Annotated in this window: 19 protein-coding genes, 2 pseudogenes and 1 riboswitch; of the genes and pseudogenes, 16 read left to right on the top strand and 5 right to left on the bottom strand. The window is 31.5% G+C overall.

Translation table 11 applies throughout. The features are described 5' to 3' along the window. The 7 genes from KTC92_RS07745 (at position 1) to KTC92_RS07715 (ending at position 8,269) form a co-directional block, all read left to right on the top strand. A complete protein-coding gene (locus KTC92_RS07745; RefSeq protein WP_216302877.1) occupies positions 1-819 on the top strand; it encodes a response regulator in 819 nt (272 codons plus the stop codon). Beyond that, positions 806-1,624, top strand: coding sequence for a Cof-type HAD-IIB family hydrolase (locus KTC92_RS07740; protein WP_216302876.1), 819 nt, complete (start codon positions 806-808; stop codon positions 1,622-1,624). Before KTC92_RS07745 ends, KTC92_RS07740 begins: the two co-directional genes overlap by 14 nt. Before the next feature lie 168 nt (positions 1,625-1,792). Further along, positions 1,793-2,899: an alanine racemase gene (locus tag KTC92_RS07735; RefSeq protein ID WP_216302875.1), complete on the top strand. Its 1,107-nt coding sequence runs from the start codon at positions 1,793-1,795 to the stop codon at positions 2,897-2,899. An 84-nt stretch (positions 2,900-2,983) separates the two neighbouring features. Then, a riboswitch (NiCo riboswitch) is annotated at positions 2,984-3,079 on the top strand. 80 nt (positions 3,080-3,159) lie between these two features. Then, positions 3,160-4,323, top strand: a complete 1,164-nt coding sequence (locus tag KTC92_RS07730) for an AI-2E family transporter (RefSeq protein ID WP_220286478.1) — start codon at positions 3,160-3,162, stop codon at positions 4,321-4,323. Positions 4,324-4,469: 146 nt separating this feature from the next. Further along, positions 4,470-5,225: an NYN domain-containing protein gene (locus KTC92_RS07725; protein WP_165414485.1), complete on the top strand. Its 756-nt coding sequence runs from the start codon at positions 4,470-4,472 to the stop codon at positions 5,223-5,225. 373 nt (positions 5,226-5,598) lie between these two features. Beyond that, positions 5,599-6,912, top strand: coding sequence for an aspartate kinase (locus KTC92_RS07720; protein WP_165414486.1), 1,314 nt, complete (start codon positions 5,599-5,601; stop codon positions 6,910-6,912). A gap of 67 nt (positions 6,913-6,979) precedes the next feature. Continuing rightward, a complete protein-coding gene (locus KTC92_RS07715) occupies positions 6,980-8,269 on the top strand; it encodes a homoserine dehydrogenase (protein ID WP_220286477.1) in 1,290 nt (429 codons plus the stop codon). A 351-nt stretch (positions 8,270-8,620) separates the two neighbouring features. On the opposite strand, the gene KTC92_RS07710 is transcribed toward KTC92_RS07715, so the two are convergent. Continuing rightward, complete coding sequence (locus tag KTC92_RS07710; RefSeq protein ID WP_220286538.1) at positions 8,621-11,002, bottom strand: homocysteine S-methyltransferase family protein; 2,382 nt, start codon at positions 11,000-11,002, stop codon at positions 8,621-8,623. After that, entirely contained in the window at positions 10,983-11,654 is a 672-nt protein-coding gene (locus KTC92_RS07705) for a vitamin B12 dependent-methionine synthase activation domain-containing protein (protein WP_220286476.1), read from the bottom strand. The genes KTC92_RS07710 and KTC92_RS07705 overlap by 20 nt, the downstream gene beginning before the upstream one ends. Before the next feature lie 237 nt (positions 11,655-11,891). On the opposite strand from KTC92_RS07705, the gene KTC92_RS07700 reads away from it, so the two are divergent. The 9 genes and pseudogenes from KTC92_RS07700 to KTC92_RS07660 form a co-directional block, all read left to right on the top strand. Then, the gene (locus KTC92_RS07700; RefSeq protein WP_216302872.1) at positions 11,892-13,109 is read left to right on the top strand and encodes a cofactor-independent phosphoglycerate mutase; all 1,218 of its coding nucleotides are present in this window, start codon (positions 11,892-11,894) and stop codon (positions 13,107-13,109) included. Positions 13,110-13,123: 14 nt separating this feature from the next. Next, complete coding sequence (thrC, locus tag KTC92_RS07695) at positions 13,124-14,614, top strand: threonine synthase (RefSeq protein WP_220286475.1); 1,491 nt, start codon at positions 13,124-13,126, stop codon at positions 14,612-14,614. Between the two features lie 231 nt (positions 14,615-14,845). Next, positions 14,846-16,315: an NAD(P)/FAD-dependent oxidoreductase gene (locus KTC92_RS07690; protein ID WP_220286474.1), complete on the top strand. Its 1,470-nt coding sequence runs from the start codon at positions 14,846-14,848 to the stop codon at positions 16,313-16,315. Then, complete coding sequence (locus tag KTC92_RS07685) at positions 16,306-17,547, top strand: NAD(P)/FAD-dependent oxidoreductase (protein ID WP_258875994.1); 1,242 nt, start codon at positions 16,306-16,308, stop codon at positions 17,545-17,547. The genes KTC92_RS07690 and KTC92_RS07685 overlap by 10 nt, the downstream gene beginning before the upstream one ends. Continuing rightward, on the top strand, positions 17,544-17,906 hold the full coding sequence (locus KTC92_RS07680) for a DUF1667 domain-containing protein (protein WP_216302869.1): 363 nt from the start codon (positions 17,544-17,546) through the stop codon (positions 17,904-17,906). Before KTC92_RS07685 ends, KTC92_RS07680 begins: the two co-directional genes overlap by 4 nt. A gap of 39 nt (positions 17,907-17,945) precedes the next feature. Then, a complete protein-coding gene (locus KTC92_RS07675) occupies positions 17,946-18,881 on the top strand; it encodes an AEC family transporter (protein WP_220286473.1) in 936 nt (311 codons plus the stop codon). Positions 18,882-19,060: 179 nt separating this feature from the next. Then, positions 19,061-19,243 (top strand): annotated as a pseudogene (locus KTC92_RS07670) (IS5/IS1182 family transposase); the annotation flags it as partial. Positions 19,244-19,961: 718 nt separating this feature from the next. After that, on the top strand, positions 19,962-21,728 hold the full coding sequence (locus tag KTC92_RS07665; protein WP_220287873.1) for a reverse transcriptase domain-containing protein: 1,767 nt from the start codon (positions 19,962-19,964) through the stop codon (positions 21,726-21,728). 232 nt (positions 21,729-21,960) lie between these two features. Next, a pseudogene (locus tag KTC92_RS07660) lies at positions 21,961-23,208 on the top strand (IS1182 family transposase); the annotation flags it as partial. A 380-nt stretch (positions 23,209-23,588) separates the two neighbouring features. Here KTC92_RS07660 and KTC92_RS07655 read toward each other — a convergent pair. Genes KTC92_RS07655 through KTC92_RS07645 form a run of 3 tightly spaced genes read right to left on the bottom strand, consistent with a single transcriptional unit; the run spans position 23,589 to position 25,336 of the window. After that, positions 23,589-23,747, bottom strand: a complete 159-nt coding sequence (locus tag KTC92_RS07655) for a hypothetical protein (protein ID WP_220287046.1) — start codon at positions 23,745-23,747, stop codon at positions 23,589-23,591. Positions 23,748-23,807: 60 nt separating this feature from the next. Next, positions 23,808-24,476: an ABC-2 transporter permease gene (locus KTC92_RS07650; protein ID WP_220287045.1), complete on the bottom strand. Its 669-nt coding sequence runs from the start codon at positions 24,474-24,476 to the stop codon at positions 23,808-23,810. Continuing rightward, positions 24,476-25,336, bottom strand: a complete 861-nt coding sequence (locus tag KTC92_RS07645; protein ID WP_220287044.1) for an ABC transporter ATP-binding protein — start codon at positions 25,334-25,336, stop codon at positions 24,476-24,478. Before KTC92_RS07645 ends, KTC92_RS07650 begins: the two co-directional genes overlap by 1 nt. Between the last annotated feature and the right edge of the window lie 29 nt (positions 25,337-25,365).

Genomic DNA, 25,365 nt, shown 5'->3' with positions numbered 1-25,365 from the left:
ATGATTAAAGTGCTTATTGTAGAAGATGAAAATTTTATAAGAAAAGGATTAATCAACACTATCGACTGGCTGAGTATGGATTGTATTATTTCAGGGGAAGCTGCAAACGGCGAAGAAGGACTAAAAACGATTATAGAAATCAAGCCCGATTTAGTCATTACAGATATTAAAATGCCAATAATGAACGGCGTGGATATGTTGGAGAAAGCTAGTGAAATTTATGATTTTGAAAAGATTATCTTAACTAGCTACGGAGAATTTCCATATGCAAAAAGAGCTATAGATCTGAAAGTCTTTGATTATGTACTAAAACCAATTGATGAAGATAAATTTAAAGAGATAATCGGAAAGGTTAAGAATAAAATTGATGAGAAAAAAATATATAATGAATTTAAAAATAGTATTAAGGGTTACAAAAATATTGATGTTCTAAATTTGGAGTACTATTTAAAATCTGATAAAAAAAAATCTCAATATACTGAATCAGTAATTAACTATGTAAAAGACAATTACGCAAAAAAGATTAGTATTGAGGATATTGCAGAAAAGTTAGCAGTAAGCTCAAGCTACCTCAGTAGAAATTTAAAGGAACAGACAAATCAAACATTTCATGACTTTTTAAATAGATATAGAGTACAAAAGTCAATTGAATTACTTATGAGGGGGGAGTATAGGGTTTATGAGATATCTTCTATGGTAGGTTTTACTGATTATAAACACTATTCTACTGTATTTAAAAAATATATAAAAGCTTCACCATTAGAGTTTGCTAAAGCTAATTTATACATCAAGGGGGATAATGAAAATGATGAAGAGTAAAAATATTTCATTAGTAATTACAGATATGGATAAAACATTATTAGATAATGATAGCAAAATATCAGGAAAGAACCTGTCCTTTATTAAAAAACTTAAAAGAAATAATATTAAGTTTGCTGTTGCTACTGGAAGGTCAAGAAGCTCTCTGTGTAAATTTCTAGGAAAATATCAATTGATAGATGAAGTGGATTATATTATAAGCATGAATGGAGTAAGTATTTTCGATACTAAATCTAGGGAAACCTACGATTTCGGGTATGTAGATGAGGAAATTATTAATGAAGTTTATAATGCTTATAAAGATTATGATGTCTCATTTGCAGTCCATGAGGGTAATTGTTTGATTTGTAATAAAAAAACTACTTATACAGATATCGAATGTGAAGTAAATGGATATGGTGTAAGTGAGATAAGCGATTTTAGTAGAGCAATAAATAAAAAATATGCAAAGCTAATGATAATTGGAGAAAAATGCATAGTAGATGATATACATAGTAAGTTAGCAGAAATCGATTCTAAAAAATTTAATTTTTTTAAAAGCCATGATTATTTTTTGGAAATTGTTAAAACAGGCGTTTCGAAGGGCAATGCTCTAGTAAAACTTTGTAAATTAAAGGACATAGATATATCCAATGTAATGGCAATAGGGGATAACCTTAATGATTTAGATATGATAAAAAACTCTGGATTTGGTGTAGCAGTAGAAAATGCTCATGAGGAGTTGAAAAAGTATGCTAGTTTTATAACAAAATCAAACGATGAGAATGGATTTGCATATGCTTGTGATGAGTTAATCCATCTTTAAAATAATTGCCCAGTTGAGATGATGTATATTCATTTTGACTGGCTTATTTAAATTATTTCTATTATGGTTTATACTAGTTGCAAGTTAAGATAATTAAGTTCATATAAAAAACTTATTTAAAACCTAGTAAATATATTCTAAACATAAAATATTTTAGGAGGAATTGGCATGAAACAAAAAACTTATCCAAGTATTAAATATCCAATATTAGAAATTAACTTAAAAAATGTACGCGAAAATATTGAATACATGGTAGATTTATGTAGATCTCAGGGGATAAGCATTGCTGGAGTAGTTAAGGGGTTTAATGCAATACCAGAGGTCGTAGAACAGTTTGCACATGCAGGGTGTACATATATAGCAAGTTCAAGAATGGACCAAATAATTAAACTAAAGGAATATGGAATAGAGAAACCTTTTATGATGATTAGAATTCCAATGTTTAGTGAAATAAAAGACTTGGTACAATATGCTGATATTAGTCTAAATTCTGAAATGGAAACATTGAATATGATTGAAAATGAATGTGAATTACAAGGTAAAAAACATAAGGTGATTTTAATGCTTGACCTTGGAGATTTAAGGGAAGGCGTCTTCTATGAAAACGAATTCATAAATTTGGCGGAATATGTGGAAAATCATCTTGAAAATATAGAGTTATATGGAGTAGGAACAAATTTAGGTTGTTATGGAGCAATAATGCCTACAGAAGAGAATTTAGGAAGGCTTTGTAATATTGCTGAAATAATTGAGGGTAAAATAAACAGGAGACTAGAAATGATTTCAGGGGGAGCTACAAGTTCACTGCCTTTAGTAATAGATGGGAAAATGCCTAAAAGAGTAAATAATTTAAGAATAGGCGAGGGAGTACTATTAGCACAAGATTTAGATGAGTACTGGGGATATGATATGAGACATATGCATAAGGATACTTTTGTGCTAAAAGCGCAGGTTGTGGAAATAAAAGATAAGCCTACACATCCTGTTGGGAAAGTGTTTATTGATGCTTTTGGCAATAAACCAACCTATGAGGATAAAGGAATAAGAAAAAAGGCGTTACTTGCAGTGGGAAAACAGGATTTTGGGTTACACGACAAGCTAATACCGCAAAAACAAGGTGTTAAAATTATAGGAAGTAGTTCAGATCACTTAATTGTAGATATTGAAGAGTGTGATAGTGAAATTAAATTAGGGGACATACTTGATTTTCAAATGTACTACCCGCCAATGATGTGCTTAAGTGGATATTCAGGTATATCGAAGGTTTTAATATAAGCCATGTACAAAAAATAAAAATATTGACATATAATAGCCTTGTATGATAAATTTAAGGGAATCTCTTTGTATTGTATATAAATAACAGTACAAACTGAGCAGGTGATGAACTTGTAAAAAAGTTCGTGAAGTTGGGCCTAAATGGCAATAGGATTAAAATTATACACCTGTGGGACAGTTTATAGTTCTACGGGCCTTTTTATTTGTATAAATAAATATGACAAATGCAAAGATAATTAATTACTAAGGGGGATATAATCATGAAAAACAGATTAGACAGAAAGTATCTTAAGTATGTACTATATGTTGCCCTCACGGCAACCTTGATTTTTATAAGCTATAATGTAGTATTTAATTTCAAAGAGGTTTTTAGTAATATTACTAGTACAATCAATTCTTTATTTTCAATGATTTCTCCACTCATTATTGGTTGTATAATTGCTTATCTATTATATCCATTATCAAAGATTATAAATGCTTTTCTTGTTAAGCACTTAAAACTTAAATATAAGCCCCATTTAATCAGCATTATACTAACATACTTAGTAGTGATTTTATTATTTATTATACTTATTTATAGCATCTATGCGATGATTGGTGGACAAATTAGTCACAATGAAACCTTATCAGTTATGTTCGAAACTATTAGTGATTATATAAAACGCTATAATGAGCTCTATGATTATATTAACAGAAAAATCACGCAAAGTGGTCTCTCTCTCGATATAAAGGGGTATTTATCACAAGCTATACAGCAGATATACTCATATTTATCACTTTCTATAAATAGTACAATCAAAATATTTGCAGGTATAAGCAACAGTATTATAAATAGTTTTATTGGTTTGTTTATTTCCTTCTATTTATTAAAGGATTATGAATTTTTTAAAAAGATATATTTAAATTATGTGAGTCTTATAATGAAGGAAAGTAAATTTAAGAGCCTTAATAAAACCCTTCTTGAAATTAATTATATTGTATCTAGGTTCATAAGAGGACAGCTCCTTGATGGTTTAATAGTTGGATTAATTAGCAGTATTGGCCTGTCTTTTGTAGGCATTGATTTTGCTATTCTTATTGGATTTACTGCAGGTATTGCAAATATTATACCCTATGTTGGTCCACTAATTGGTTGTATTCCAGCAATTATTGTGGGTATTCTTAGCCCGGACCCTATGCAGGCTTTATGGGCAGTACTTCTACTTCTTGCGGTTCAACAACTTGACGGTGCCGTTATATCACCAAAAATTGTAGGAGATAGCATGGGTTTACATCCGATTTTCATAATCATGGCAATAACTATCGGGGGCAGTTTAGCAGGTATAATTGGAATGCTTTTATCTGTACCTATTGCTGGTATAATTAAACTATTTTTAATGAAAATTATAACAAAGCGAACAGATGAAACGAGTAGCGAAATTTAAAACCAGGATAATAGTTAATTATTGAAATATAGAAGGAATATTTGGAATTTTGTAGAATGTTATAATTAGTATGTTATTTTAAAGTAATGAGTTAATAGATTTATTATAAAATAAGTTAAAGACATTAAGGTGTAAAGGAGATAAAGATGGAAAAGGATATGAAAATTGCAGTTTTGATTGATGCTGACAATGTGTCTGATAAATATATAAGGTATATAATTGACGAAATTTCAAATCATGGAACACCTACATATAAAAGAATTTATGGGGATTGGACCAAGCCTCAACTAGCTTCATGGAAGAATGTATTGCTTAATTATTCTATTAGTCCAATACAACAATATAGTTATACTACAGGCAAAAATTCTACGGATGCAGCCCTAATAATAGATGCTATGGATATACTCTATTCAAGCAATGTTGATGGATTTTGCATTGTATCGAGTGATAGTGATTTTACTAAACTAGCAGCTCGACTTCGCGAAGCCGGTATGTATGTTATTGGTATGGGAGAAAAGAAAACTCCAAAACCTTTCATTTCAGCTTGTGAGAAATTTAAATATCTTGAAGTATTAGCTTCAATGGCGCCAAGACATACTGAAATAGCGACTGTTAAAGGAGCACAAATACAAGAAGAATCAAAAGGTGGTATGATAAGTCCCGGTAAATTAGTAGAGGCTATAAAAACTATTATAACTGAGATTTCAGATGAAGATGGTTGGGCATTTTTAGGAGAACTAGGTAGCACTCTTAATAAGCGGTATCCTGATTTTGACACTAGAAACTATGGTTATGCAAAGCTTACACCTTTTGTAGCCTCTTTAAAATATTTTGAGATTAGATCAACAAAAACTAGCAATCCAAGTATAAGTCTTAAATATATTAGAAATAAAGAGTGCTAACCCAAGGAGGAATGGATTTGAAGAATTTCATATCCAGTAATTGTGTGTAGTTTTATAATCAAAATAATAATAAAAGCTGTGAAGTTATAACTTCACAGCTTTTATTATTTAAAAAAAATAGATTATGTGGCATAAATATGTCGAAAATCAGGTGACATTTTGTAAAAAACGAGTATAATTAATTCAACACTAAATTACCATTAATTCATAGTACAGGAAACAGGGCGACATTTTCTGAAAGGAATATAAGTACATTTCAGCTCTGCAGGAGATGGGTTAATGAATTTTTTTATAAGAGGTAATATATACGGTGCCTTCTGTAAGTTGGAATTCATAGGTTTTTTAAAGTTAAGACATTTAGGGGGTAAAAATTATGGAGGTTATAGTTGCAAAGTTTGGTGGGAGTTCAGTATGCGATAGTAAACAATTTCAAAAAGTAAAAGATATTGTCTTGTCGGATGTTAGGCGGCGTTATGTTGTGCCATCAGCTCCCGGGAAAAGAAATAAAGGTGATTATAAGATTACAGATCTTTTATATTTGTGCCATGAGCATGTAAAAAAATCACTACCATTTGATGAATTATTTAAATTAATTGAAGAAAGATATACTGTTTTATGTAGTGAATTAAAGATTTCTATTGATATGTCAAAACATTTAAGAGAACTTAAAGAAAAAATAATTAATGGAGCTTCAGAAGAATTTGTAGCAAGTAGGGGAGAATATTTTAATGCTTTAATATTAGCTGAATATTTGGGGTACGAATTTATTGATGCTGCTGAGATTATTTTTTTAAAGAAAAGTGGACGATTGGATGAAAAGGCAACCTACGACGCCGTAAAGACTAGGTTATCAAAAGTAGAAAAAGCGGTAATTCCAGGATTTTATGGTTCTTCCAAGGATGGTGAAATAAGAACCTTTTCAAGAGGTGGTTCAGACATTACCGGGGCAATAATTGCTAGAGGTGTAGGTGCGAAGCTATATGAAAACTGGACAGATGTGTCAGGTCTCTTAATGGCGGATCCTAGTATTGTTAATAATCCCAAACTTATTGAAGAGGTAACATATAAAGAACTTAGGGAACTTTCATATATGGGTGCAAATGTTTTTCATGAAGAGGCAGTTTTTCCAGTTAAAAATCATGGAATCGCAATAAACATAAAAAATACTAATAAGCCAACAGATAATGGAACCTTTATTTTAAGTAATAAATCAGAAATTAAAGTTGGAAACATTACAGGGATAGCAGGAAAAAAAGATTTTACAGTAATAGCAATGGAAAAGACACTTATGAACAAAGATATAGGATATCGTCGCAGGATTCTTTCAATTCTAGAAAGTAATAATGTATCTTTTGAGCATATCCCATCAGGGATAGATTCAATTTCATTGGTAATTGACGATTCTGAATTAGAGAATAAAATTGATGAAATATTAGAAGAAATTGAAAATCAATGTAGTCCAGATTCATTAATAATTCACCCAAATATGGCTTTAATGTCAGTGGTTGGAGAGGGTATTATAAGAACGAAGGGGATATCTGCTAAAGTACTTAGCGCATTATCAAAATATGATATAAATATTAGAATGATCAATCAAGGGTCAAGTGAGTTAAGCATAATTATTGGTATAGAAAATGAGGATCTTGAAAATGCAATTAGGGCAGTTTATAAAGCATTTGAAAATTAATAATTACCTGTGGATAAGAAATAATATTTAAGAGCCGCAAGAGACAATTTAAAAGGGGGAAATTAATATGGAAAAGGTAAAAATAGCGATTTTAGGTTTTGGAAATGTTGGGACAGGTGTATGGAAAATACTTCACGAAAATAGAAAAGAAATAATGAAACGTTCAAATTATGAAATAGAAGTTGCTAAAATACTCGTAAAAGATATAAATAAAAAAAGAGATATAGATGTACCTAAGGAAATATTAACAGATAGTATTGATGATATTATAAATGATGAAAGTATAAAAATTGTGGTTGAGCTTATTGGTGGAAGAAAAGAAGCTAAGGAGTATATGATACGCGCAATGAAAGCTAAAAAACATATTGTAACTGCTAACAAATTAGTTATCGCGAACTGGAGCGAAGAGTTATTTAAAACAGCAGAGGAAGAAAACGTATTATTTTATTATGAAGCAAGTGTGGCTGGTGGAATTCCAATAATACGTGAAATAAATGAGAGTCTTACAGCCAATAGGATTGAACAGATAATTGGAATTATAAATGGAACAACTAATTACATATTAAGCAAAATGACAATGGATGGAATTAGCTTTGATGAGGCACTAAAAGAGGCTCAAGAAAAGGGTTATGCTGAATCAGATCCAACCTCTGATGTTGATAGCTTTGATGCTGTATATAAGCTTGCGATAATGTCTTCTCTAGCATTTGGAACTAAGGTAGATCACGATTGTATTTACAGAGAAGGAATAAGAAGTATTAGTGACATAGATATAGAATATGCTAAAAAATTTGGTTATACAATAAAGCTTTTAGCAATAGCTAAAGAAGAAAATAACAAATTAGAGTTAAGAGTACATCCAACAATGATACCTTCGAGCCACCCAATGGCAAATGTAGCCGATGCATTTAATGCGATTATGATAAAAGGAAATGCAGTTGGAGAATTAATGCTATATGGAAAAGGCGCTGGAGATTTACCAACTGGGAGTGCAGTTGTAGGTGATATAATATCCATATTAAGAAACAATGTAAAGCCTTCTGATGCAAGGGCCCTAAGTGACGAAGGTGATTTTAAAAGAGTGAAAAAATCAGAAGAAAATGAATCAGAATTCTATATCAGACTTAACGTTAAAGATAAGGCAGGAGTTTTAGGAGATACAGCAAAAATTTTTGGAAATAACAATGTTAGCATCGTATCAGTTACTCAAGATGTAATGCTTGAAAATTATGTAATATTGGCATTTATTACACATAAGAGTGAAGAAAAGAATATACGAAATTCATTAGAAAAAATAAAAGAACTAGAAAATGTAAACAAAATAGAAAGTATAATAAGAATAGAATCATTTAATTAATAGAATAAAAACAATCAACAATTTAATGGATTTTTTCGTCCTTCGATTTCCTTCCAGGGTCGAGCAAGGGTCCCGACATTGAATATAGATATGCATAATGGTATGAACTATCGACCAGAGTGACTCGAAATAAGAAGCGCAGAAACATTGAAATTCCATTTAGAAATTCTTGTTTTGCCAATATTAAATACTCGTGAGCCTGACAGGAAGTCAGGCTAGTGAACCGGCCGTAAGCCGAATGTGAGCGTCAGAGAATTTAATATTTGCAAAAGATTAGAATTTCTTAATGGAATTTCACGTTTCAAGCTCTTATTTCGAGTCACGCGGTCGATAGTTCACAGGATGCATCCCTTATTCACATTCGAATAATTTTCTTGCAAATTTTACAGTTTGAGTTGCATCTTTTGCATAATAATCTGCTCCTATCATTTTTGCATACTCTTCATTTAAGACAGCGCCTCCAACAAGAACAGTGCAATCCAAGTTATTGTCTCTAAGTGCTTTTATTGTTTCACCCATGCTCCTAACTGTTGTGGTCATAAGAGCACTTAAACCAACTAATTTAATGTTTCCGCTGCGAACTGCATTAACAACTATATCCTCGTGTACATCTTTACCAAGGTCAATTACCTCAAATCCATAGTTTTCGAGTAGGATTTTCACTATGTTTTTTCCTATATCGTGTATATCTCCTTTAACAGTTGCAAGCACAATTGTACCTTTGCTAAGTTTTTTATCCGTGCTTGCCATCATTCTTTCTTTGATTACCTCAAAAGATTTCTTTACTGCTTCTGCAGATTGTAATAATTGAGGAAGAAATATTTCTCCGCTTTCATATTTTTGGCCCACAATATCAAGTGATGGAATTAGATATTTGTTTACAACTTCAAGTTCTGACATAGTTTTCAAAAGTTCTTTTGTTATTTTCGAAGATTCTTCTTTCAAACCATCAATAATAGTTTGATTTAAATCTTTAGCATTTACAACTTCTTTACCAACTGGTTTTCCTTCAAAGGATGAATAAGCATCTATATATTTTTTTGAAGCTTTATCTTTATTCCATAAAACATTAAATGCATTAATAGTCGCCATCATATCGGGGGATAGAGGATTGAGTATTGGTGCATCAAGGCCAGCGGTTAATGCTGCAGCAAGGAACGTTCTATTTAATAGTTCTCTTTGTGGTAAACCAAATGATACATTGCTTACTCCAAGAGTAGTTTTAACTCCTAGATTAGATTTAACAAGTTCAACTGCTCGAATTGTCTCTTTAATTTCACTTTGCTGCGCTGATGCAGTTAAAACAAGACAATCTATTATAATATCTGATTTATCTATTCCGTACTCTTCAGCCTTTTGTACAATTTTCTGGGCTATTTTAAGCCTGCCTTCAGCCGTTTTTGGAATGCCATCCTTGTCAATAGTTAAACCTATTACACATGCACCATATTTTTTAACAATTGGAAATATGGAAGCCATTACTTCGTCTTTACCATTAACAGAGTTTATTAGTGGTTTTCCGTTATATATTCTCACTGCTGACTCAATTACGTCACATCTAACACTATCAATTTGAAGGGGAAGATTTATTACACTTTGTAATTCTTTTATTGTTCGTATCATAACCTCATGCTCGTCGATTTCAGGAAGTCCCACATTTACATCTAGTATATCTGCTCCTGCATCTCTTTGATTAATAGCTTCATAGAGTATATAGTCCATATTATTATTTTTTAAAGCCTCTTTAAGTTTCTTTTTGCCTGTAGGATTTATTCGCTCACCGATAATTTTTATTTGTCCTCCAAGGACTACTGTTAAAGAGGGGGAACTTACTGCCGTTATTCTTTTAACATCACGGCGTACAGGCTTTAATTTTTTAAGTTCAGCCTTTATAGCTGTTATATGCTCGCAAGCGGTACCACAGCATCCACCGAAAATCGTAACACCCATTTCTGCCATAATTTTTGCATACTGCGCAAATTCATGGGCCTGAACATCGAAAACTGCGTCTCCATTTACAAGTTTAGGAAGACCTGCATTAGGTTGGACTATAACAGGAATACTTGAGTACTTAAGTATTTTTGTTATTATTGGAAGCATTTCATTTGGTCCTAAAGAACAATTTACCCCAATTGCATCTACTCCAAGGCCTTGAAGTACGTTCACCATAGTTATTGGGTCTGTTCCCGTTAATGTGCGCTCGTCACCTTGATACGACATTGTACATACTATTGGAAGAGAACTATTTTCTTTTGCCGCAAGAATGGCAGCCTTCGCTTCATAAATATCTGACATTGTCTCAATAAGAATTATATCAGCGCCTTCCCTAGAGCCAATTTTAATCTGCTCTGCAAAAGCCTCATATGCATTATTGAATGATAATGTTCCAAGTGGCTCCATTAATTGACCAATAGGGCCAATATCAAGTGCAACAAGATTATCACCAGCCGCTTTTCTTGCAATTCTCACAGCACTTCCAACAATACCTTCAACGGTATATTGCGTGTCTTTAAGCTTATAACTATTGGCACCAAATGTATTTGTGGTAATAACGTCACTTCCTGCATCTAAGTATTCTCCATGTATTTTTTCAATGATTTCTGGGTGCAATATATTATAGCTTTCTGGTAATTCACCCATCTTAATTCCGTATTTTTGCAGCATTGTTCCCATAGCTCCATCAAATAATAAAAAATTATTAAAGTTTATTTTTCTACACACAATATCTACCATCCTTTCTGAATTCACAATTTTTATTTTTACAAATTTTACATTTTTGTAATTTATCAATTGATTTTAAACTTGCAACTTCACTAAGACCTATAAGTGCTGTTACCGATTTTCTTGGTATCATGATACTATTTTCAGTAATAGATAGTCCTATTTTTTTATAAGCATCTAAAACATTTAATATTTCTGACCCATTATTAATAGAGAAGTCTCCATATCCAGGGCTGTATCTAGTTGTAATATGCAAATTATCTATTAAGGCATTTTTCATAATCTCATCTTGCAACTCATTACATAAGGTTTCTATTGCGGTGGTTGCACAGGCGTCCATAATTAAACCCTTTGTAATATTAAATCTTGAATAGTAAGATATTCTACTATCCACATTTATCCCTAATGTTGCGGCCATAACCACACATTTTCTTGAATTTACTAGGAGATTTATTATATCTGCATCTTTTAAAACTAACGTACTACCCAAGAGGAAAATCTGATCATTTTTTCTTTCAATATCAAAAATTTCATATACAAAATTTTCTTTACATATGTCAATAATCTCACCGCAACATTCATCAACTAAATCAATTATACTCTTATTAATAATTTGATTTTTATAGCCCAAATATCTTAATACTTCTTGTTTATCAATTACCATAGTACGCTCCAATCAGTTTTACTTTTAGAATAAAGTATAAATACAATAATTGCAAATATAATATATTTTATGAATATTTATGAAATGTATGTTTGCATTGACATTTGATTTTATATGAGTTACAATAAAAAACAATAATTTGATAAAGCTCTTTTTTACGTATAGTAGTATAAAGAATGATAGTCAGATGCTTATGGTTAATACATATAATAAATAATAATAAAAAGGAGTATTAATATGAAATATATTGTAGTACTAGGAGATGGAATGGCAGATTATCCTGTGAAGGAGCTTAACGACAAAACACCTCTTCAATACGCTAATACGCCTACTATAGATTATATGGCAAAGCACGGCACTCAAGGATTAGCTAAAACTGTGCCAGAGGGTATGCCGGCAGGCAGCGATACAGCAAACATGGCTGTTTTGGGATATGATCCATTTGTGTACTATAGTGGACGTTCACCATTTGAAGCAGCAAGCATGGGAGTCCAAATGTTAGATACAGATGTAACATTTAGATGTAATTTGGTAACGGTATCTGACGACCAGCCCTATGAGGAAAAAACTATGATTGACCATAGTTCTGATGAAATTACAACGCAAGAGGCAGGAATATTAATAAAAGAATTAAGTGAGTATTTAAACGCTGAGGCAATAAAGTTTTATCCAGGTATTGGCTATAGGCATCTTATGATATGGGATAACGGACCATACTCTTGGAAACTTACACCACCACATGACATTCTAGATAAAAAGGTAAAGGATTATATGCCTAAAGGACTTGGTAGTGAAATATTTGAAGAAATGATGAAAAAAAGTTTCGAATTTTTATCAGGGCATGATATAAATAAAAAGAGAGTAGCAAGGGGACTAAAGCCAGCTAATTCAATATGGATCTGGGGTGAAGGAAAGAAACCGCTCTTATCTAGCTTTTATAAAAAATATAATTTAAAAGGCTCAGTAATTTCTGCTGTTGATTTAATAAAAGGAATAGGAATGTGTGCAGGGATGGACATTATTGATGTAGAAGGGGCTACTGGAAATATTAATACTAATTTTAAAGGTAAAGCAGAGGCCGCTCTAGGCGAAATGGCAAAGGGGAATGATTTTGTTTATATTCATGTTGAAGCTCCAGATGAATGTGGACATAGATGTGAAATAGAAAATAAATATAAAGCCATAGAGTATATAGACAATCAAATAGTAAAGGTTATAAAAGATGAAATGGATAGAACTGGTGAAGATTATAAAATGATAATACTCCCAGATCATCTTACACCACTTGTACTTAGGACTCATACAGGAGAGCCGGTTCCGTTTTTAATATATGAAAGTAATAAAGAAAAGGACAACCTAAATGGCTCTTATAATGAATTCGCGGCTAAAGAGACAGGACTATATTTTCCGGAAGGATATAAGTTAATGGATTACTTTATAAAAGGTAGTATATAGGGGGAAAAAAATTTATGAAACAAATATATTATAAGAGTACTCGCGGAAATGAAAAAGAAGTAAAATCCGCAGAAGCTATTGCAAGAGGACTAAGCGAGGATGGGGGACTTTTTGTACCAACATCAATACCAAAGTTAACTATAGGACTTGCCGAATTATGTCATATGAATTATAAAGAATTAGCATTTACTATAATGAAAGAATTTTTAACTGATTACGATGAAAAGGATTTATTAGAGGCTATAGATATGGCTTATGATGAAAAGTTTGATGTGTCAGCTATTGCGCCGATTTCAAAGAATGGTGGATTATATTTTTTAGAATTATACCATGGACCAACTTTAGCATTTAAGGATATGGCTTTATCAATATTACCTTATCTTTTAAAAAATGCAGTAAAGAAGTTAAACATTGATAAAGAAATGGTTATTCTTACGGCCACATCTGGTGATACAGGCAAAGCAGCACTAGAAGGTTTTGCAAATGTAGAAGGCACAAAGATAATAGTCTTTTTCCCACAGGAAGGTGTTAGTGAGATTCAAAAAAGGCAGATGTTAACGCAATCTGGGGATAATACTTTTGTAATAGGAATTGATGGAAACTTTGATGATGCACAAAATGGAGTTAAACAGATGCTTACAGATGAGGGCCTTCTCAAGAGATTAGAAGAAAATAATAAAATGTTCTCATCAGCTAATTCAATAAATATTGGAAGACTAATACCACAGGTTGTATATTATTTCTATGCATATGCTCAGCTTTGTAATATGGGAGACATAAAAATAGGGGAAGAGATAAATTTCTGTGTTCCTACTGGTAATTTTGGCGATATATTGGCAGGATACTATGCAAAGAAAATGGGATTACCAATTAAAAAGCTAATTTGTGCTTCAAATGAAAATAAAGTATTATTTGATTTTATAAATACAGGCACATATGATAGGGTAAGGGATTTTGTAATTACTATGTCTCCTTCAATGGATATATTGATTTCAAGTAACCTTGAAAGACTTTTATATGCTATAAGTGGGGAAGATTCAAGTAAGATAAAAGACCTTATGAATAAGCTTAAAAAAGATGGTAAATATGAGATTGATGATGATATGAAAAAAGGGCTAAAGGATTTCTTTGGAGGCTATGCAAGTGAGGAGGATACGGCAAAGGCAATAACTGAGGTTTATAAAACTACTAATTATGTAATTGATACACATACTGCAGTTTCCTATGCGGTTTATCAAAAATATTTAAAAGAATCAAAGGATAGAGCCAAGACAGTTATTGTGTCGACGGCAAGCCCATATAAATTTACGCCAGATGTTATGAAATCAATAGATGCAAAATACACAGGGCTAAATGACTTTGAATTAATAGTGGAACTTAGTAAAATAACAAAGGTCGATATTCCAGTAGGGATAAAAGATTTAGAAACAAGACCAGTACTTCATAAAACTAAATGCGCAAAGAATGAGATGCAAATACAGCTTGAAAAGATTCTTAAAATATAGTAGGATCGACCTATTGTTAATATTACATTCCCTCAGACTATTTAATTAGTTTGAGGATTTTTCTTTTATTAATAACAGGGTTAGCCATAATTGGTTAAATATTGAAAGGATTTATTGACAATATATTTATAAATAGTTAGAATAGTATTGAGGTAATTTAGTATACTCAATTAACTTAATATGAAAACTTAAATATTTATATTATTGAAAATAGAGTAAGGGGTGATGTAATTGAAAAAGCAGCAATATGATGTAATCGTTATCGGATCAGGAGTAGTTGGTAGTGCAATTGCAAGGGAACTTTCAAAATATGAAATTAATATAGGTGTATTAGAGAAAGAACTAGATGTAGTATGTGAGACAAGTGGTAGGAATAGTGGAGTGCTTCATGCAGGATTTAACAGCAAACCTGGAACACTTATGGCAAAATTTTGTGTACAAGGATGCTTAGGATTTGATAAAGTTGCAAAAGAATTAGATATACCCTTTAAAAGAACGGGGAAACTTGTAATAGGCTTTAGTGAAGAAGATATGGAAGGATTAAAAGATTTAAAAGCACTAGGAGAAAAAAATGGAGTTCCAGGTCTTGAAATTGTAGGCCGTGAAAAAATTAAAGAATTAGCACCTAATGTAGAAGGGACAGCAGCTTTATATTCTCCAATGACAGGTGTATTGGATCCATTTATATATACAATTGCATTAGCAGAAAATGCTTGCCAAAATGGTGTGGATTTTTATTTAGGTAGAGAAGTAATTAACATTGAAAAAAAAGAAAGTTGTTATAAAATTACTACAAAAAATGGAGAAACTTATTATAGTAGATGGGTAATTAATAGTGCTGGATTAAATTCTGATAAAATAGCAGGTCTGGTTGGTGTTACAGATTATACAATATATCCATGTAGAGGAGAATATTTTATTCTTGATCAAAGCATAGGCAAGTTTCTTGAAATTCCAGCCTATCCAGTTCCTAATAAGAAAGAGGGAGGTCTTGGTGTACATCTTACGCCTTCAATTCATGGCAATATATTTATCGGACCAAGTGCTCAGTATATAGATGAAAATGATAACTATTCATCAACTGAGGATGTTATGGACATGCTTATAAAAGAAGGCACAAAAATATTGCCTCAAATTAAAAGAGAACATTTTATTAGAAATTTCACAGGCATTAGACCAAAGCTTGTTAGTAAAGAAAAAGGTGGATATGCAGATTTTGTAATAGAAGAAAGAAAGGAAATCCCTAATGTAATTAACTTAATTGGAATTGAATCGCCAGGACTCACTTCAGCAGTCCCAATTGCAGAATATGTAGTAGAAAAAATTAAGAACAAGGAAGATTTAAAAGAAAATAAAAAATTCAATCCTATAAGAAATGCAGTAGTAAAGTTTATAGAACAATCTGAAGAAAAACAAGACGCACTTATAAAAGAAAATTCAGATTATGGAGAAATTATTTGTAGATGTGAGAACGTCACAAAAGCAGAAATTATACAAGCAATAAGAAATCCATTAGGAGTAGATACATTAACAGGCATTAAATATAGAACAAGATCTATGATGGGAAGATGCCAAGGTGGATATTGTCAAACTAGAATTGCAGAAATAATTATGAAAGAAAAAAATAAAAAAGTAGCTGAAATAACTTATTTAAGAGAAAATGGAAAAATGTTTTCTGGGGAGGTAAGACAATGGACGTAATTCAAAAGGAAGCAGTTATAATTGGTGGTGGCCCAGCTGGACTTGCAGCAGCTCTAAAACTAAAAGAAGAAGGTATAGAAGATGTTTTAATATTAGAAAGAGAAGAAAAGCTTGGTGGAATATTAAAACAATGTATTCATGATGGTTTTGGTTTACAAAGATTTAAGCAGGCGCTTAGCGGTCCTGAATATGCGGCTAGATTTGTAGAACAGGTAAAAAAAGCGAATATTGAATTACAAACAGGAGCGACTGTAATAAATATTACAAATAACAAGGAGGTTATATCAGTTACAAGGGAAGGGCTAAAAAAATATAAAGCTAAAGTAGTGGTGCTCACCATGGGGTGTAGAGAAAGAACAAGAGGAGCAATAAGCATACCTGGGACAAGACCTGCAGGTGTATTTACTGCTGGAGTAGTTCAAAGCTATATGAACCTAAAAAATATTATGGTTGGAAAAAGAATTGTTATACTAGGTTCTGGAGATATCGGACTTATAATGGCAAGGAGACTCACACTAGAAGGAGCAAAAGTATTGGCTGTAATAGAAAAACTACCTTATCCTAGTGGATTGCCAAGAAATATAGAACAATGTTTAAATGACTATAATATTCCCTTATATTTAGGTCATACGGTAACAAACATCAAAGGAAAAGAAAGATTGCAAGCAGTAACAGTGAGTGAATTAGATAAGAATGGACAAATTATTTCAGGCACAGAAATAGAATATCAATGTGATACATTAATACTATCTGTTGGTCTTATTCCTGAAAATGAGTTATCTCTTAAAGCTGGAGTGAAAATTGATGAACGAACTAAAGGACCTATTGTGGACGAAAATTTACAAACTAACGTAGAAGGAATTTATGCAGCTGGCAATGTGCTTCATGTGCATGATTTAGTGGATTTTGTATCTGATGAAGGAGAAAATCTTGCTAAGGCAGCAGCAAAATATATAAGAAATGAAAAACAAAATGAAAGTCATATTTTAATAACAACAGATAAAACTATTAATAATGTAGTTCCACAAAAAATAAGTGGGAAGCAAGATGTAGAGGTAACTTTAAGGGTTAGTAGGCCTTCAAGAGATGGAGTTATAGAAATTGTGCAGGGCGAAAAAGTGATTAAAACAAGGAACTTTAAAAAATTGAATCCTGCAGAAATGATACGCTTAACATTAAAAAAAGAGGATATTATTAGTGAAGAAAACATTAAGGTGGTGGTATCACAATGAATAGAGAAATGACATGTATAGTTTGTCCTAATGGTTGTGAATTAACTTTAGAACTAGAAGAAAACATTATCAAAAATGTAACTGGAGCTTCCTGTAAAAAAGGAATAGCATATGCAACGCAAGAAATACAAAATCCTAAGAGAACTATTTCATCATTAGTTAAAGTAAATAATGGAGAAATGCCACTGGTTAGTGTAAGGACAACAACATCTATTCCTAAAAACAGGATATTTGATGTTATGAAAGAAATTAAGAATATAGAAGCTGATGCACCTATAGAAATTGAACAAGTGATTATTAACAATGTGTTGGGTCTTGGCGTAGATATTATTGCTACAAAGTCTATATGTAAGAAATAAATCATTATAATTAATACGACAATTAAAAGGGGGGTATTTATGGAACTTTTAAATGCTTTTGGTAGTATATTTAGTATTGTTATAATGATAGCTATTGGATGGTGGCTAACGAAAAAAAATTGGATGGATAAGTCCGGTGCAAAGCTATTCGCAAAAATTGTTATCAATGTAGCGTTACCGGCTTTGATGATTAGCAATCTTATGAAGGACTTTGACAGGGCAAAGCTTTTAAGTTTAGGGAAGGGTATTATAGTTCCAATAATTTCAATAGCTCTTACTTATTTAATTGGCAAGACCTTTGTAAAAGTTTTTAATGTTACGAAAAATAGGCGTGGTTCCTTTTCATCTATGTTCTTTGTATCTAATAGTATATTTATCGGATTGCCAGTAAATCTAGCCTTATTTGGTTCAAAATGTGTTCCTTATGTTTTGATATACTATATAGTTAATACTACATTCTTTTGGACTATAGGTGTTTTTGAAATAAGTAAAGATGGGAATGGAGGATCTAATAAATTTGCATCACCGGATACTTTAAAAAGAATATTTTCACCTCCTCTAATGGGATTTGTAGTAGCTATAATATTAATACTTTTAGCTATTCCTGTACCTGCATTCCTAATGGATACTTGTAAATATTTCGGAAATTTAACTACCCCTCTATCTATGTTGTTTATTGGTAACACAATTTATTATGTAAATTTAAAAGGAATACGTTTCAATAAGGATATGTGGGGCATTTTATTGGGAAGATTTATAATATCGCCACTACTGGTAGTGTTAATATGTAAATTCATTCCTTTACCTCAAATCATGAAAAATATATTTATTATTCAAGCAGCTATGCCAGTAATGACTACTACTGCTATAGTGTCTAAATCTTACGATGCAGATTACCAATATGCTGCTATTATGATTGCTCTATCCACGTTATTAAGTCTATTTATAATTCCTATATATAAAATACTCCTTTAACGACATTTGGGAAGGAAAGACTCCCACTTCTACAAGTGGGAGTTCAGACCGTTGACAAACATAAAATGTAAAACACTCTAATTTAAAATTGGAGTGTTTTTTCATATTCAAAAAGGATTTTAGGACATCAATGTCGAATATATATAGTATACAAACTTTATAATTCGGAGGGCATTATTATGATTAATGAAAAGAACTTCACACAACAAAAACTAGAAATGGTGTATTTAGAAGATTTAGTTCCTAAAGACCATATTCTGAGAAATATAGATAAATACATGGATTTCTCTTTTATAAGAGAACTGACTAAAAAATATTACTGCTTAGATAATGGAAGACCTGGCGTAGGTGCGACCTTAATTACAGCATAATATCCTCGTAGTAGAGTGAACACTGCTGTAGACCTACAATTATTATTGTAGGTAACTAATATTTTCGAGACCAGCATGAGAGCCTAATATCTTATGGATACTGAGTCTGACTAATACTCCTGCCAGCCTTGCAGTAATGTAACGTTGCGAAGCATAGGTGAAGACGGAGACACTGGCAGTAATGCTACACTTCGGGTCCAGTCATATATGGTTATAATTTCCTTGTATTTAAATTTCGTAACAGATAATCCCTATCCCTAGTTCAGATGGGAGGGTGTAAAAATTTTTTTACCTCAATGTATGTCTACGCGTGCAGAAGGGGGACGACCTTATGGTGGTTGGAGAATGCGTGTGAGACGTATCCAGGTAAGAACTGAAAAGAACGGAATATAGAGGAGACCTAAGTATGATATATAAAGCGAAAATATTGGGAAAGGTGATTGACCTAATTACACTCCGTGTAATAATAATTGGGGACTGATTGCACCGAAAGGGTAAATCAATAAAGATTATGAATGGGTTAACAGCGAGGCTGTAGTACCGTTAGTATCCTATATTAAGAAATATAGGAGAGGAAAGAGCCTTAGACGTGTGATGTATATAAAATAATTTGTAAATTTCTAATTCGCCAAATTAGATGAAAGAGACTATTCGTACAGAAATGAGGAGAGTCAGACTAACGAGTATAAATAATATTTACTTCATAGATATGAAACAGAGATTTGAAGATTTTAAAAATGGAAATATAGATTTGCGTAATTTAAGTCCTTTAGTTTATTCCGAAGAGAATGTTATGCTAGCAGTACGTCAACTTAGCAAGGGTAAAGGAAGAATGACAAAAGGACCAGATGGTTCTAATTATGATACCATAGCAAAAACGAATTTTATTGAGTTAGGTATGATAGTAAAAGACCGTTTACTTAATAAAAAGATGGATTATGTTAAACGTATTTATATTCCTAAAGGTGATGGTAAGAAACGACCTATTGGCATATGCACAATCTGGGATAAGCTTGTTGAGAAGTGTATTCAGCTAGTATTAGACCCGTACTGTGAAACTAAGTTTGTTCCTAGTTCCTTTGGATTTAGGGAGCAAGTATCAACACATAATGCAATAGCAAAAGTTAAAAACCAAACTAATGTTATGCCATATGTCTTATCTGTAGACATGAAGGATTATTTTGGAACTATAGACCCTAATATTATGTATAGGGAACTATGGCATATGGGAATACATGACCAAGTAATATTAAACTATATTTATCGTTTTATTAAGAAAGGTTACCTAGAAGCAGGGTGCAAAATCTATGACCCGAAGGGTTCTGCACAAGGTAGTATTATAGGACCATTATTATCAAATGTGTACCTTCATCGTTTTGATGTATGGTTGCGAGATCAGGGTGATGATTGGCATGATAAAAGTGTTAATAAGTTTCATAATATAGACAATAGACGTTCAAATATGAGAAGAACTAATTTGAAAATTGGTATCCATGTAAGGTACGCTGATGACATTTTAGTTTTATGTAAGAGTAAGAGTGATGCTGAAAAGTTTAAATATAGTGTAACGAAATATCTTACAAAAAATATGAAACTTATTATTAATGAAGATAAAACTAAAATTTATGATTTAAAGAAAGAAAAGATGAAATATCTGGGCTATAATTTTAAGCTTTATCAAAAACGTAGTAGAATAAGAAATGGTAAGGAGCTAATGGTAATTAACAGCTTACCAAAGGATAAGGGGAATTTAATAGTAGAAGAATGTTGTAAAAGACTTAATGATATTAAAAAAATACCTAGTTATGAGAACATCATGGCTTGGAATGTATATATTATAGGATTACATAATTACTATAAAGGTATGAATGAGTTTAATAAATGTTTTGGAAAGTTAGGATGGCGAATTTACAAAAGGTTTTATAATACAATGGAAGGTCGAATTAAGTTTATAACAGAACAAAAAATCAAGAATAATTTTAGAAAGGGTACATATAAAAGTTGGGGTAAAACAGGATACTACATGTTGTATGATATACCAATTGTTCATATAGAATGGGCTAATTGGGAATATAAATTAGTGAGTGCAATAAAAGGTAAAATATGTAGAATCAATCCGTACGATTATGGTGAAAAGAAAAACCATAAGCCTGGTGTATCTCTTAATGATATTAAGTACCTTGTAGAGAGTGCTAAATTATCTCGTCAGGCAAGTAGATTTAGTCAATTTAGAATTAGTAAATATAGTTCGTTACATGGATTGAGTCATATCTCTGGGGAAGTAGTTCCAGTAGAAGATTATCATTGCCATCATATAGTGCCTTGTAATAAGGGTGGTAAAGACGATTATAATAATCTATGCATACTAAGTAAGGAGCAACATATCATACTACATAGTAATAATAGAGCAAAATTATATGATGTGGTTGGAAAGAAGTATCATAAAAGGGTCGAAGAATTGATAAGTTTGCTATAAAAAAAAAAAAAAAAAAAAAAAAAAAAAAAAAAAAAAAAAAAAAAAAAAAAAAAAAAAAAAAAAAAAAAAAAAAAAAAAAAAAAAAAACTTGATTTCAAAAGTGGTTATAAATATATTTGAGTTTTCAGTTTGTCAGACGTTGGAACGCTGTATGCGATGAAAGTCGCCCGTACAGTGTGGGAAGGGGGAAAAGACCGAGGTAGTAATATCAGAGTCTTACCTATCTTCATATCCTATTATACTTTTTAAAATGCTGTTTATTGGGTACTTATTTGGAATAAAATCTGAACGACAACTTGTAAAGGACATTGAAGTAAATGTGGCTTATAGATGGTTTCTAGGACTAAGTCTTACTGATCCTATTCCAGATCATTCAACAATTAGCCAAAATAGACGTAGACGGTTTAAAGGTACAGATGTGTTTCAAAAAATATTTGACGAAGTAGTATTTAAGGCTATAAATCTTAAGATGGTAACCGATAAAATACTTTACACAGATTCTACACACCTAAAAGCAAATGCTAATAAGCGAAAGCATGTGAAAATTGAAGTTGAAAAAACGCCGAAAGAATATATAGCTGAACTTAATAAAGCAGTAGAAGAAGATAGAATAAACCATGGTAAAAAACCTTTAAAAGAAAAAGACCCTGTTACCAAAATAAAAGAAACTAAAGTTAGCACAACCGACCCTGACAGTGGGTATATGATGAGAGGTGGCAAGCCGGAAGGCTTCTCATATTTAGATCACAGAACTGTCGATAGCAAACATAATATAATTACTGATGTGTATGTTACTCCTGGAAACATAAATGATGTTGATCCTTATATCGATAGATTAGATGTGCAAATAAAAAAGTTTAATTTTAATACAAAATATGTTGGTGCAGATGCTGGTTATGCTACAAATCTTATATGTAAAGAACTATATGAGAGGGAATTAAAATCTGTAATGGGATACCGTAGGTCTCCACATACAAAAGGAATGTACACAAAAAATAAATTCCAATATGTTAAAGAACAGGACATTTACGTATGCCCTGACTTAAGGGCTTTACATTATAAAACGACAACAAGAGAAGGATATAAAGAATATGTTGGTAATGCAAAATATTGCGAGATATGTCCAAATAGAGCTCAATGCTTTTCTGCAAAAAGCAAGTTTAAAACTATTAGAAGACATGTTTGGGAAACGTATAAAGAAGATGTTGTAAAGTTCACCAGAACAGATAAAGGCAGAAATATATATAGAAGAAGAAAAGAAACTATAGAGCGAAGCTTCGCAGATTCAAAACAACTGCATGGGCTTCGCTATTGCCATATGCGTGGATTAGAAAATGTGCAAGAGCAGTGTCTGCTTACAGCAGCAGTGCAGAATATGAAAAAGATAGCTAGCCTGCTATCTTTACTGTTTTTTGATTTTCTAACTAAGAAGATAGTTGTTATTTTAAATTTATCCATAACTCAAAATGCTATCGCATAATTGCATGCAAAAAGCCCAGTATAATAAAAAAATTATACTGGGTTTGTAAACAACCTGACTCCCACTTCTACAAGTGGGAGTTGCATGCCCTAACAAATAGAAAACTTCAGTGGGAGTATAAATCTCCTTCTGAAGTCGTCAATGCATCTTCTGCGAAGTTGTTGCAGCTCCGCAGGAGATGATTTAACAAAACAAAAAATATATAAAAAGCCTTCTTTTCATTTAAATAAGTGAAAAGAAGGCTTTTTAATAAAACTTTACTTTGTTTCAAAGGTACCTAAAAAAACGCTTGGAAGTTGTTTAGTAACACCATAGGCATGCTCTGTTGGGCTTTAGATGTCCATATATTATACTAATAAGAGAAAGAATAACAAGTATAGTTAATCTTTTTTCTCTTTTTTATTAATGAAAATTATTGCCCAAATAATTAATGATATAGACGAAATACCATAGGCGATAATTCCTAATTTATTTCCTAACATAAAAAATCCTCCCGCTAAACAAAGAAGAAATATGTTTGAAAATTGTTTTTTATTCATTAAAAACACCTCCAATCTAATTTAGTTCACTGAAATTTTTTACTGTTAAATGATTATAGTTTAAAACTCTTTATTATTATAAATACGTATAGAGATCATTAGAGAAATTAAAAGGAAAATTAATCCTATTATTAGAGCTAAAGAATTTTGTGTTAAACTAGAGGTGTTATTTACAAAATAAGTAAATTTTTGTACTGAAATATTATTTGGATTTTTGGCAATATAGTCAATAAGTGATGATGGCACAAAAAACAATACCAGAAATATTAAAACAGTAAATATCTTCATTCTAGCAACCCCAAATTTAAAATACACAGGATAAAATATAGAACTAAATATACATGTAAACATTGTAACTAAAACAATATCCAATAGTGAAATTGACCCAATAAACATTGTTAATCTAGTGGTGTTGCCTATAAACCCAACTAATGTAGAGCAAATAATGCCTATAAGCCCAAATGCAAAGGTTGATATATATTTTGCTATAACAATATCAGATCTTTTAAGTGGTAAACTATTTAATATAACTTCACTATTGTTTTTATCATCATATTGCACTGCAAGAGTTATGAACAGATATGTGATTACCATGGGGGATAGCACATATAAACCAAAGCCCTTAGGTAATATTGGAGAAAAAAAAGCTGACGCAAGAATAGCATAAAGCAAAGCAAATATAATGGTTTTTTTCTGAATAAGAATATCCTTTTTTATTAAATTTAACATTAAATATTCCCCCTAACTGTATATACCATAATATCTTCAAGAGAAGCTTTTTCAATAATGCCCCTACCTGTAAATATTTTTCTTGCGCGAGTAATATCCTTTGTTAGAGCTTCAAATCCAAAATTAGTTTCTTTTATACTTACAAATCCCCGCCTAGTATCATTGTCTAAAAGCTCCTTACGTCCTTTTACTAACCCGTAATTTTCAACAATTTCGTCTTTAGTTTGTGAGAAAACTAATTTGCCTTTATTAATAAAAGTAATATAATCTGCTATCTTTTCAAGGTCAGTAGTTATGTGAGTTGAAAAGAATATACTTACATTTTCATCTTGAATTATACTGTATAAAATATCTAACAGTTCACTTCTGAATACTGGATCCAGGCCAGCTGTGGGTTCATCCATTATAATAAGCTCTGCATTATGAGATAGAGCTAAGGCTAGAGAAAGCTTCATTTTCATTCCTTTTGATAGAGTTTTAATTTTATTCTTTTTAGGAAGTTCAAATTCTTTTATGTATTTTTCAAACAAGGTGTCATTCCAGTTTTTATAGAAAGGGCGAAGGATATTTTTCATTTCTATGATGTTTAATTCTTCATAGAAATAATTTTCGTCATAAACAAAACCGATTTTTTGTTTGATTTCTTTATTATGGTTTAAATTATCTAGTCCAAAAGCAGTTATGTCTCCACTATCTTTTTTAATAAGATTCATTATAAGTTTTATGGTGGTACTCTTTCCTGAGCCATTTGGACCTATAAATCCCATTACAGAGCCTCTTTCAACATTAAAAGTTAGATTATCTAAAGTAAAGTCTTTATATGACTTTTTTAGATTTTTTATTTCTAAAATATTATCCATGCTTATTCCTCCTCAATTAGTTCGGTTTT

Source organism: Clostridium sp. CM027, assembly GCF_024730565.1.
GTDB classification, from domain to species: domain Bacteria; phylum Bacillota; class Clostridia; order Clostridiales; family Clostridiaceae; genus Clostridium_AD; species Clostridium_AD estertheticum_B.
This window is presented reverse-complemented; position numbering and strand designations above follow the sequence as displayed.

Bases quoted from the DNA above. Each gene is read 5' to 3' on its own strand.
- KTC92_RS07700 (WP_216302872.1), top strand. From the start codon at position 11,892: ATGAAATATATTGTAGTACTAGGAGATGGAATGGCAGATTATCCTGTG.
- KTC92_RS07735 (WP_216302875.1), top strand. From the start codon at position 1,793: ATGAAACAAAAAACTTATCCAAGTATTAAATATCCAATATTAGAAATT.
- KTC92_RS07720 (WP_165414486.1), top strand. From the start codon at position 5,599: ATGGAGGTTATAGTTGCAAAGTTTGGTGGGAGTTCAGTATGCGATAGT.
- KTC92_RS07710 (WP_220286538.1), bottom strand. From the start codon at position 11,002: ATGGTAGATATTGTGTGTAGAAAAATAAACTTTAATAATTTTTTATTA.
- KTC92_RS07740 (WP_216302876.1), top strand. From the start codon at position 806: ATGATGAAGAGTAAAAATATTTCATTAGTAATTACAGATATGGATAAA.
- KTC92_RS07725 (WP_165414485.1), top strand. From the start codon at position 4,470: ATGGAAAAGGATATGAAAATTGCAGTTTTGATTGATGCTGACAATGTG.
- KTC92_RS07650 (WP_220287045.1), bottom strand. From the start codon at position 24,476: ATGTTAAATTTAATAAAAAAGGATATTCTTATTCAGAAAAAAACCATT.
- KTC92_RS07685 (WP_258875994.1), top strand. From the start codon at position 16,306: ATGGACGTAATTCAAAAGGAAGCAGTTATAATTGGTGGTGGCCCAGCT.
- KTC92_RS07715 (WP_220286477.1), top strand. From the start codon at position 6,980: ATGGAAAAGGTAAAAATAGCGATTTTAGGTTTTGGAAATGTTGGGACA.
- thrC (WP_220286475.1), top strand. From the start codon at position 13,124: ATGAAACAAATATATTATAAGAGTACTCGCGGAAATGAAAAAGAAGTA.
- KTC92_RS07705 (WP_220286476.1), bottom strand. From the start codon at position 11,654: ATGGTAATTGATAAACAAGAAGTATTAAGATATTTGGGCTATAAAAAT.
- KTC92_RS07680 (WP_216302869.1), top strand. From the start codon at position 17,544: ATGAATAGAGAAATGACATGTATAGTTTGTCCTAATGGTTGTGAATTA.
- KTC92_RS07745 (WP_216302877.1), top strand. From the start codon at position 1: ATGATTAAAGTGCTTATTGTAGAAGATGAAAATTTTATAAGAAAAGGA.
- KTC92_RS07645 (WP_220287044.1), bottom strand. From the start codon at position 25,336: ATGGATAATATTTTAGAAATAAAAAATCTAAAAAAGTCATATAAAGAC.
- KTC92_RS07655 (WP_220287046.1), bottom strand. From the start codon at position 23,747: ATGAATAAAAAACAATTTTCAAACATATTTCTTCTTTGTTTAGCGGGA.
- KTC92_RS07665 (WP_220287873.1), top strand. From the start codon at position 19,962: ATGAAACAGAGATTTGAAGATTTTAAAAATGGAAATATAGATTTGCGT.
- KTC92_RS07675 (WP_220286473.1), top strand. From the start codon at position 17,946: ATGGAACTTTTAAATGCTTTTGGTAGTATATTTAGTATTGTTATAATG.
- KTC92_RS07730 (WP_220286478.1), top strand. From the start codon at position 3,160: ATGAAAAACAGATTAGACAGAAAGTATCTTAAGTATGTACTATATGTT.